Below are 11312 nucleotides of genomic sequence, written 5' to 3'. Positions count from 1 at the left end.
TCGTAATCCTTAAAATTTAATTATAAACATTTTTTCTCAAACATCTTAACCTTGAGTTAAGGCAACAAAAAAAGTTTTTTCTTAAATTTTTAAATAGTTCTTTTTACAATTTAATTCCGTTTTCATTTTAAGCGTTATAAAAAATAATAATTTTATGAATAATAATTATGAAACAGGATTAAATAATCCTGAACAAAACAAAGTAACTAATGAACAAATGTTAGGGTTTTTAAAAGACTATGTTGAAGCTGTCAAAGTTTGGACTTCTGAAATTATGTCTGAAGAAGTTTCTATTGGTTGGAATAAATCTGTGATAGCAAAAGAGGAGTTTAAAAAATTATATAAGACACTTTCTATAGAAGAGCAAGATAAATTGGATAAATATTTAGAAGATAGATATCCTGCTAGTGAGTTGTTTTATATTAAGAGAAATGAGGATTGGGAAAACAAGGATGCGGTTTAATATCTTTTGATTTAAATATTATCCGAAAGAGTCACAAGCTATGTGGCTCTTTATTTTTTGTCTTTTTTATGGTTTAATGTTTAGATATGAATAAATTTTATTTAATTTTGCCAAACATAAGGTCGTGCCACAATGTGGGTGCAATGTTTCGGACTGCGGACGCTTTTGGTGTTTCCAAACTTTTTTTGTGTGGATATACAGCTTGTCCTCCAAAACCACAAATAGACAAGGTTTCTTTGGGTGCAGAAAAATGGATGAAATGGAAACATTACAAAAGCGCGAAGCGTTGTATAAATATTTTAAAAAAGAAAGGTGTAAAAATCGTTGCCTTGGAGCAAAGTGAAAAAAGCGTACTTCTTCAAAAAGCAAAATTTAGCGGGCCAATTGCACTTGTGGTAGGGAATGAAGTGGATGGAGTAAATCCTGAAATTTTGAAAATGTGTGACGAAGTGGTTCATATAAATATGCAAGGTAGAAAAGAAAGTCTAAATGTAAGTGTTGCTGCTGGGATTGCAATGTATGAAATAGCTAGTCAGATTAATTAATATTTTTTTGAATTTAAAATTAGTGATATAATAGTTATATGAATAATTTTAATTCACAACATACTTTGAACTTGTTGGAGCTTTTTTATAATGATTTGCCACCAATGGTTCCTGTCGAGGTGGAGGATAGGATGGGGCAGGTTTTAAAAAGTGCTAGAAAAAATGAGGCTGATTTGCAAGAATTGGAGCAAATAGCTATTTTTTTTGGTAGATATCTGTGGCCTTTTTGGAGGTCTTTTTATGATTTGATAGGTGAGCACCATAAAAATTTGGGAGAAGGTTTTTTTGTGGACAAATTGGAAAATAATTTAAAATCTAAATATAGAGATTATAAACACAGTGGAAAAACCTTCAGCGATATTAAAAAAGGAAGAGGAATAGAGGATTTTTCTTATGAAGAACGCAGACTTTTGAATGAGTTTTTGGTAGAAGTTGGTGGGGATATTAAAAAATTTACGAAACAGTCTATTTATAGCACCTCAGATAAAAAATATAGAAAAAATATAGAAAAATATCGTAAAATTTTGAAAGAGGTGGATAAAACTTTGGAAAAATTGAGAAAAATGGCAGAAGAAAACGAGAAAGATTGTCCAAGTTTGAGTGAAGAAATAATTTCAAAAGTTCAGTATTTTGAAAATTCATTGTGCAGGTTTGCACCAGAGTTAGATTATAGAGAAGTATTTGGAGCAGAAGAACATTTTTGCAATAGAAAAAAAGAAAAACAAATTTTTAATAGATAAATATGGTACCGAAATATTCATTAGATTTATATAAATTATTGTTAGACCAAAAACCGGCTGGATTGCCTGTTGCTGTTTTTACAGAAGGGCAGAAAGACTATAAGCGTTTGGAAAAAGAAGCACAAACTCCAGAGCAAGTAGAGTTTTCTATGATAAGTTATGGAAAAAAAGTTTGGCCATTTATGCAGGCGCAAAATAAATTTTTGGAGCTTTATGGAGAAGAAAAAAGAAAAGGTTTTTTTCTAGATTTACTGCCAGAAAACTTAAAGGAAAAGTGGAATAGGTTTGAGTCTGAAGGTGGAGAAATGCATAATTATAGAGAAGGGGATAAATATGAAAATTATTTTTCTGTGGAAGAGGATTTGGAAATAGAAAAAGCAGAAGTGGAAGCAAACAGTAAACTGAAAGAATATATTTTGGATTTGGCACAAAATGAAAAAAAAGATGAATACAGAAAATTGGTAGAAAAACTGGAAAGTGAGCAAGAAGAAATGACACAGAAAATAGAAGAATTGCGAGGATTAAAAAAAGCGGGATCAAAATGGGTAGAGGAAATTGATGTAGAAATTGATTTTTTTAAAAAAGGTTTTGCAGAAATAGAAGAGCGTCCAACTGTAGAAAAAATACAAGGGAAAATTGATTTTTATCAAGGTCAAATTGATGCGGGGAATAAATAAAAGAAGTAAGTTGTGCGGAATAAGTAGATTAAGTAATGAAAAAAAAGATAAAATATAAATAGTGAAACAAACACGAGATATTTCGACTCCGTTTCACTCCACTCAATATGATGTGAATAAAAAAACACGTTATCCTGATCGAAGCATAAAATACTCACACATCATCCTGAGCGAAGCCGAAGGATCTCGTGAAAGTATCACAAAACAAAAAATAGTGAATTAAACAGATAAAAATGTTTAAACATAATAGAAAAATGAGTTGTTGGTGATAAGAAACGGGTTTAAAATAAAAATAAAAAATAACTTTTTAAAAGAGTTATTTTTTATTGTAAAAAATGTGGATAACTATCGTGAAAGCGTCTTAAAAAAAGGCTCAAAAAATGGTATAATATTTACATGGCTCTAAACAGAGGCGATTTGTTTATATTTGGAAATAAACTAAAAGAATTGTGCTTCATAAAATAAATAAAAAAGTACAAAAATACCTAAGGAAACTTGGTGGTTCTTTTGGTTTTGGAAAAAGAAAAAGGAATGATATAAATTTTCTTTCAAAAACAAAGAAAAAAAGAAGTAATAAAAAACACGTCATATTGAGCGTAGTGAAACGAAGTCGAAATATCTCGAAAAAGAATAACCAGAATTGTGAATATTCAAAGTCTTGTGATACAAAAGCGAGATCCGTTCGATTGCATTCCGCTTCGTTCCATTCCGCTCAGGATGACGGGAAGAATGGTGATACAAAAGTAAGTTTTATTTCTGTCATTTCGAACGAAGTTAGGAATCGCTTGAACATTTTTAAATCAAAGAATGGCGGTAAAAAACACGTCATATTGAGCGTAGTGAAACGAAGTCGAAATATCTCGAAAAAGAATAACCAGAATTGTGAATATTCAAAGTCTTGTGATACAAAAGCGAGATCCTTCGACTTCGCTCAGGATGACGTGATTAAAGAGGGGATTGTTCGAAGATGGGATGGTTCTCAAAATCATGAAATAGTTTCAAAAAAGGACAGAAAAAAGAAACTCAGAAATTTGGCGAAGAAATATGCGGTGAGACCAAACCAAGAAGTTCTAGGAGTTAGGACAAGTGTATTGGTGCACTATTTGAAAAGTATTGTATTTTTTCCTTTGTTTATCCTTCATTTTTTCACACCAAACTTCTTTAAAGGCAATGTAAATCTTTGGACAAACTTAAAAGAAATATTTATATCAAAGAAGTTTCACCCTTTGCGAGTTGCTTTTGTTTCTTGGGTATTCTTTCTTGTAGTTATGATTCAAGCCACTATTTATTTTGTAGACAAAGCACCACCAATTTGGGCTGCTACTTATGATTTTGTGCAGACAGAATGGACAGCAGCGAGTACTACCGCAACAGGAGTACACCCAACAAACAAAACAGGTTGGACACTTTATGATTCTGCTTCTAGTTCAATATCAACAGGAACAGAGCTTACACTAAGTCTAGCAGACACAAACAACACACAAACATCAAACGCAGATTTTGATGGTGGGACTCACTCTTCTACCACTGCGTCTAATGATACTTTAAATTTAGGAACAGATATAAGTTTTACGGATTTATCCGACAGGTCTTCTAATACATATTTTCCTGTCTCAGGTCCATATGATATTTTTGTATCAGGCACACTCGCATATTTGGCAGACGGTAGTGGAGATTTTAGAATATTAGATGTGACAGATCCTTATAATCCTAATATTTTGAAAAGTATAACACTTACAAATAAGGGGTATGGTGTTGAACTTGTGGGTACTTTGGCTTATGTGGCTGCTGGAACAGACGGTTTAGTTATTATAGATGTAGCTAATTACGCAACAGCTTCTATTATCGGTAGTGTTGCAACTGTTGGTGCTCAAGATGTTTTTGTCTCTGGTACTATCGCTTATGTTGCAGATAGTACTGGCGGCTTAAGGATAATAGATATTTCTAACCCTACTACTCCCAATATTATTGGAACTTATCTAGATTCTGGTATAGCTTACTCCGTCACTGTTTCTGGTACAGTTGCATATTTAGCAGATTATTATAATATTAGAACTATAGATGTGTCTAGCTCTACAAACCCAACAGTTTTAGATAGTTTAGCTATGACCAGGGCTTATGATGTTGTTGTTTCTAATACTATTGCTTATGTGGCAGATTATACAAATGGTTTAAAAATTGTAGATATTGCCAGTTCTACTAATATTAATCTTTCGACTACTTTTGATGTTGTTGAAGGAAGTTCTTACAGTTTAGATTTGGTTGGTACAAATGTCTATCTTGCAGAAGATAGTGGTACTGATGGAGGTGTAATAATAATTGATGTTTCTAGCTCTACCAATCCTATTGTAATAGCAAGAAATATGTCTTTTTATTCGATAAGATATTTAAATGTTTTTAATGATATTGTATATTTGGGAAGTACCTCTTATGGTACTTTAAGTATTTTAGATGTGTCTAGTTTTACATCTTTAAGTAAAACAGGAAGTGTTAATTTTGAAGATAATTATTCTGGAGAACTTTTTGTTTCTGGAGACTTGGCATATGTTGTGCAAAGTACTTTTAATAAGATGAAAATAGTAGATATTTCTAATCCTAATTCACCGGTTGTTTTGGGGACTACAGCAACAATGGGAGATAGCACAAACAATGTTTTTGTCTCTGGTTCAATTGCATATGTAGCTGCAAGAAGTTCTGGTCTTAAAATAGTAGATGTCTCTAGCTCTACGGCACCTGTTATTTTGGGAACTTATAATACAACTAATTATGCTTATGATATTTTTGTCTCTGGCACAATTGCATATGTGGCAGATTTTTCTGCAGGGCTTCATTTAATAGATGTTTCTAGCTCTACTGCACCAACTCTTTTGGCGACACAAGATACACCAGGTCTTGCGTATGCTGTTGTGGTTTCTGGCACAATTGCATATGTAGCAGATGATAATACGGGAGGACTTCAAATAATAGATGTTTCTAGCTCTACTGCACCATCAATTGTTGGTTCATATACTGCTTGTGGAAGTAATGTTTATGATTTGAGTGTGATAGGAAATTATGCTTACCTTGCTTGTGGGGTAAATGGATTATATGTTGTAGATGTTTCTAGCTCTACTGCACCAACACTATCTGATTCTATAAATATTGGAGTAGTGGTTAGAAATATTTCAGTTTCTGGAGATTACGCTTATTTATCAAGTTCAAAAGAGTTTGCTGTAATAAACATATCTGATCCTGCTAATATAACTCACGCTTCAAATAGATCGTACAATACTCTTTCAGATGTCTTTGTGTTGGATAATTATCTTTATGTGTACAATTCAAAAAACAGTACTAGCTATTTAGATATAATAAAAGTACAAAATTACAAAACTTCAGGAACTTTCACCTCCTCAATAATAGATACAACTGCAAATGTTTCTTTTGGCGCACTTTCTTGGAATGGTGCTCTCCCATCAAATACAACTCTAACAGTAAAAGCCAGAACATCTGATGATTCTGGTATGAGCGGAGCAGGAGAGTGGGGAACATGTACTTCTCTAAGTTCTGGCACAGACATCACAGATGACGCTACTTGTGTATCGGATACGAATAGGTATGTGCAATACCAAGCTATTCTAACATCAAGCGATGTGGACGCAACACCAACAATAGAAGATATCACAATAGTTCACCAAAGCTATCCACTCACAAATCAAAGCCTAATATCTTCTGCTTATGACACTGGAAGCTCTGCAAATGTAATGGGTGATATGTCTTGGATAGAGACAAAACCAACAGGTTCAAATGTGAGGTTTCAACTTCGTACAGCACCAGATTCTAGTGGCTCTCCCGGAACATGGACTTCTTGGTTGGGCCCAACTAGTGATGCAGATTATTATTCTACTCCTGCTGGCGGACACACAATAAACAGCACAAATACAGATGGAGTAAATGATCAGTGGGTTCAGTATAAGGCTATCTTAACTTCCGATGGAATAAATGTGCCAATACTTTCAGATTTAAATATGACATATGTGGTAAATGATGCTCCAAATTTTGAAAGCACAATTACTGCTGTACAGGCTACAAGTACTGGTTATATAAACATAGCATATTCTGTTCGTGATACTGACACTGCATCAAGTGGTGTAAACTGTGCTGAATGTGTTACACCGTCTTTTCATTATTCTACAGATAGTGGAAACAATTGGACTCCAATTACCACCGGACTTTCTGCAAATGCAACATCTACAAAAACTGTTACAACTACCAACTATACAACATATACCCCAACATGGAATTCAAAAGCTCAAATAGATGGGACATACTCCACAACATTTGCAATTCGCGTGACAATAAACGATGGAGAAGGTGCAAATAATACAGCACTTAGCTCGTCTACTGTCTTTACTGTGGATGTAAAAGATCCAACTCCAGGTATTATTCCAATATATGTGGAGGCTACATCCACACCAGCATTGGTAACACTTTCAGGATCAGATGATAGCGCTGGTTTGCAAATGTGCGTGACTATCCAAAGCGATTATTCAGATTGTAGTAGCTACACTGACTACAACACAACATCATCATTATCATTTGTGACAGACCCAGACACAGGATATGTGAGATTTAAAGATGCTTATCAAAACACATATTCTGCAAGTGCATCAACTGCCGAGACACCAGAGCTAATTATTTTGAGAGATCTTTCAAATGTAAGTACAGATGAATATCAACATTTCTTTGCATGGAGAACTGTATCTGAACCATTTAATAGGTATCAAGTGTGGCAATCGACAAATGGTACAGACTTTTCTATTTTGACAGAGGTGACCACAAGAACGACAAACTATTATTTTAATCGTAGTTTGGTTTCCTCATCGGAATATTATTATAAAGCAAATACAGTAGATGATGATGGAAATGCTTCTTTTTTCTCTTCTGTTTTGTCCGACCAACCAAATGGGCAGGGTGGTTCTGATGCTACATCTCCAACCATTACAAATGTGACAACCTCCACACTGTCCACTCAATCTGTAGTTATAGTTTGGGATACAGATGAGCTTTCTGATTCTACAATTACTTATTCTACAACTCCTGCTACATTTACAACTTCTGTGGGTGTTTCAACTATGGTGGATAGCGTTTCTGCAAGTGGAGATCAGCATTCGGTTGCAATAACAGGGCTTACTCCAAATACTACCTATTATTATCAAGCAAAATCGGTAGACCCTTCTGGAAATATAGGAACAGAGGTAAATGGTGGAGATGGCTATTCATTTACAACAGTAGATGGACCTTCTATCTCGGCTGTAACAACTAAAACAGTTTTAAACACAAATGCTACAATTACTTGGAATACAGATCAATCATCGAATACTTCTATATTTTATTCAACAAATTCAGATCTTTCTGAGGCAACAGAGCTTACAGTTTCTGAAAGTGTGACAGAACATACCGCAAATGTGACTGGGCTTGTCGCGGCTACAACATATTACTATTATGTTGTTTCTGGTGTTGCTGTAGATAATAATGGCGGAAGTTATTATTCTTTTACTACATCAAATGATACGGTCGCGCCAGTTTTAACAGCGATTACCGCAATTGGCGTCACAGACGACGATGCTGTAATTACTTGGACATCAAACGAAGGGGCAACATCGCAAGTTCAATATGGGGTTGCAACTGGAGTGTACGATACTATTACAATAGAAAATTCCAATTTAAATACAAATCATGCTGTTACTTTGACAGGGCTTACTGTAGATACACCTTATTTCTATATTGTTGTTTCAACAGATGGTTCTGGTAATACTTCAACTTCTACAGAATATACATTTACAACTTTGGAGTTGTTATCAGAAGAGTCAGCTGTAGAAATTAGAGAAGCAGCAGCAGAAGCGACAGGTCAGGCAAATGCATCTTCTGGAGGAATGATAATTATTCAAGGAGGAGATTCAATCCCACCATCAATATTTAATATAAATGTAAAAGACATAACAATGGATTCTGCTGTAATGACTTGGGAAAGTGATGAGGTTGGAGATAGTATTGTGGAGTTTGGACTTTCTGATTCTTATGGAAGTATTGCTGGTTCTGTTGCAAATGTTACTAATCATGAAGTCACAATACTTCATTTGTCTGCTGGAACAACATATCATTACCGTGTGACGACATTAGATGCAGGTGGAAATAGAACAAATTCGGAAGATTTTACTTTTGAGACAAAAACATTTTTGTCGGAAGAAGATTTGGCAGAAATAGACGATGAAGGCACGTCTGAAAGTTCATTTGCAAACCTATTGCAAAGAACTCGTGAGTTGATTGCAAAAATGGCAACACAAGTTTCTGTAGCAGCACTTGAAAGGGAGGTAAATACACAATATAAATCATTGCGAGAATTGGCGCGATTAATTCCGTCACCACTTATCGGAGGTCAGCCAGTGGTTGATGCGGGGGCAACTTCTGCGCGTATTTCGTGGACAACAGATAAAAACTCTAATTCTTTGGTAGCTTTTGCCCAATCTAATATTTTTGGGAATACAGGAAAATATAGCCAGGTTGTAGGTAATTCAGATGCAGATGTGACAGAACATACTGTGGTAGTAAATGAGCTAAGTCCAGGAACATCCTATAATTATCAAGTGCAAAGTAAAACTCCAGTAAGCCCTCTTTCAAAATCACCAAATTTTATATTTATCACAAGACAAGAAGAGGTGGAAATTACAAATTATAGAATAGACTCTTCCGCTATGGATCAAGCCAATTTTTATTGGGTGACAAGTGTAATTGCAGACTCAAAAGTTACATATACTCCATATAGAGATGGTGTGTTGTCATTTGATGAGGCAGTTTCAAAAGATGATAAAGCTATGACAACAATTCACGAAATTGAGATCAGAGATTTTGAAGGGGGAATTGTGTATCAAATAGAACTTTCTGGAAAAGATGTTTCCGGAAACATAGTCTCAAAGGTAATCCCAACATATTCTACTACTGATATAGACATGGCACCTATAATTTCACAAGTTCAAACAGATTCTGCAATGCTGCCTGGAGATGATCAAAGAATTCAAGCTGTGATTTCTTGGGCTACAAATGAGCCGTCAACAAGTCAGATTTATTTTCAAAAAGGATTTAGCACTTCAGACACATTGAAAAGTAAGACAGCACTAGATCCAAATTATGTAAAGAGGCACGTTCTGGTTCTTACAAATTTTGAACCAGGCTCTGTTTACCAGTTTCAAGTAGAAAGCAAAGACTCAACTGGAAACATAACAAAATCAAGAACATTCACAATTCTAACACCAAAACAAAAAGAAAGTGTGTTCCAAGTTATTTTGAAGAACATTGAGGAAACATTCTCATGGGTTGGTGAATTGGGGATTTAAAAAATAAAGGTTCATTTATACTAAATTAATATTTGTCATTCCTAGCTTGACTGTGAATCCAGAGTCTACAAAATATAATTATTTTATATAAAAATATATAAACTATAATAATTACATTGTAATATAAATCCTGCCTGCCCGTCGGCAGGCTGGGACCCTCAATCAAATTAAAAATGACAAAAATCCCACACATCATCCTGAGGGGAGTTTTCCATCACGTCATCCTGAGCGAAGCCGAAGGATCTCGATTCAGGATCATTAAAACACAAAATACTCAAAGTTCTAATGATACAATCCCGAGATATTTCGACTCCACTCCGTTCCGCTCAATATGACGTGTATTTTATTTTGTCATTCCCGACCCTGATCGGGAATTCAGAGTCTATAAATTAGAATTATTTTATATAAAAATATATAAACTATAATAATTACATTACTATGCAAACCTTGGATCCCCGATCAAGTTAAAAATAATAGACAGGCATATATTCAGGATGATAGAAAATAAAAAAAGAGTTTTAAAACTCTTTTTTTATTTTTGTTCTAATTTAAGTGAAGAGATTTATCAAAGCAAACAAAGTTTACTAATTCATTAAACTAGGCGATATACTAAATATTATCGATTTATTGCATATTTTAAAATCTCGCCAGCAATATCTTTTTCTGTTGCTTTTGTAATTCCTTCCAGTCCTGGATTCGAGTTTAACTCTATTATTAGTGGACCCTTTTTGCTTCTTATAATATCTACACCTACTATTTGTAACCCGCATACTTTTGCCGCTTTTAATGCTAATTTTTCTTCTTCTTTTGTAATTTTTATTTTTTTTACACTTCCACCAAGTTTATAATTTGAACGAAACTCTCCTTTTTTCATTGCTTTTCTTTCCATTGAAGCTACGACTTTGTTTCCTATTATAAAAACTCTTATATCTTTTCCTTTTGCTTCTGCTATAAATTCTTGAATTAAAAGTGGTGGAAATTCTCTGCTACCGACTATTATACTCGCAAAAGAAATTAGACTTCTTTTACTTTCCAAAATAAAAACCCCTCTACCTTTTTTGCTATCTAGAATTTTTACAATATAGGGCGGTTTTCCAATTTCTTTTATGATAGAATCTATTTGTTTTATAGATCCTAAAAGAAAACTTTTTGGTGTTGGTATGCTATATTTTGCCAATATTTGAAGTGTGTGAAATTGATCTCGTGTTTGAGAAATTCCTTGAATTCTGTTTATAACTTTTGTACCGTTAAGTTCAAATTGATGAAGTATTGATTTGTGGAAAACACTACTTGTAGATGATACAGTTTTTCTGAATAATATTTTTTTTATTCCTTTTAGTATTTTGTCATTTTCAAAAAGGGTAAGTTTTCCATCTTCTATTTTTAAATGACAATGTTCAGTATATATTGTTTTTAGTTCTATATTTAATTTTTTTGCAGACTCTCCCAAGATTCTTGTACTTACTGAAGAGTTTTCAGGTTTACAGGTTGTGAGTAGGTAAACTTTCTTTTTCATA

The 11312-nt window shown here is 33.9% G+C and carries 6 protein-coding genes; 5 read left to right on the top strand and 1 reads right to left on the bottom strand.

The genetic code is table 11. The features are described 5' to 3' along the window. The first annotated feature begins 154 nt into the window (after positions 1-154). From L3J07_03875 to L3J07_03855, 5 genes are all read left to right on the top strand, one after another. The gene (locus tag L3J07_03875) at positions 155-463 is read left to right on the top strand and encodes a hypothetical protein (GenBank protein MCF6276955.1); all 309 of its coding nucleotides are present in this window, start codon (positions 155-157) and stop codon (positions 461-463) included. Between the two features lie 86 nt (positions 464-549). Beyond that, positions 550-1008 (top strand): RNA methyltransferase, encoded by a 459-nt coding sequence (locus L3J07_03870; GenBank protein MCF6276954.1) that lies wholly within the window; start codon positions 550-552, stop codon positions 1006-1008. 38 nt (positions 1009-1046) lie between these two features. Next, a complete protein-coding gene (locus tag L3J07_03865) occupies positions 1047-1748 on the top strand; it encodes a hypothetical protein (GenBank protein MCF6276953.1) in 702 nt (233 codons plus the stop codon). A 2-nt stretch (positions 1749-1750) separates the two neighbouring features. Beyond that, the gene (locus L3J07_03860) at positions 1751-2425 is read left to right on the top strand and encodes a hypothetical protein (GenBank protein ID MCF6276952.1); all 675 of its coding nucleotides are present in this window, start codon (positions 1751-1753) and stop codon (positions 2423-2425) included. A gap of 941 nt (positions 2426-3366) precedes the next feature. Further along, the gene (locus L3J07_03855; GenBank protein ID MCF6276951.1) at positions 3367-9795 is read left to right on the top strand and encodes a fibronectin type III domain-containing protein; all 6429 of its coding nucleotides are present in this window, start codon (positions 3367-3369) and stop codon (positions 9793-9795) included. Positions 9796-10411: 616 nt separating this feature from the next. Here L3J07_03855 and L3J07_03850 read toward each other — a convergent pair. Further along, on the bottom strand, positions 10412-11311 hold the full coding sequence (locus tag L3J07_03850) for a RimK family alpha-L-glutamate ligase (GenBank protein ID MCF6276950.1): 900 nt from the start codon (positions 11309-11311) through the stop codon (positions 10412-10414). Position 11312 lies beyond the last annotated feature (1 nt).

Source organism: Candidatus Magasanikbacteria bacterium, from assembly GCA_021648085.1.
Taxonomy (GTDB): domain Bacteria; phylum Patescibacteriota; class Patescibacteriia; order Magasanikbacterales; family UBA922; genus JAKITS01.
This window is presented reverse-complemented; position numbering and strand designations above follow the sequence as displayed.

What these genes read in the sequence shown, in the direction of transcription:
- L3J07_03870 (MCF6276954.1), top strand. Translation starts at nt 550, where the DNA reads ATGAATAAATTTTATTTAATTTTGCCAAACATAAGGTCGTGCCACAAT.
- L3J07_03865 (MCF6276953.1), top strand. Translation starts at nt 1,047, where the DNA reads ATGAATAATTTTAATTCACAACATACTTTGAACTTGTTGGAGCTTTTT.
- L3J07_03850 (MCF6276950.1), bottom strand. Translation starts at nt 11,311, where the DNA reads ATGAAAAAGAAAGTTTACCTACTCACAACCTGTAAACCTGAAAACTCT.
- L3J07_03860 (MCF6276952.1), top strand. Translation starts at nt 1,751, where the DNA reads ATGGTACCGAAATATTCATTAGATTTATATAAATTATTGTTAGACCAA.
- L3J07_03875 (MCF6276955.1), top strand. Translation starts at nt 155, where the DNA reads ATGAATAATAATTATGAAACAGGATTAAATAATCCTGAACAAAACAAA.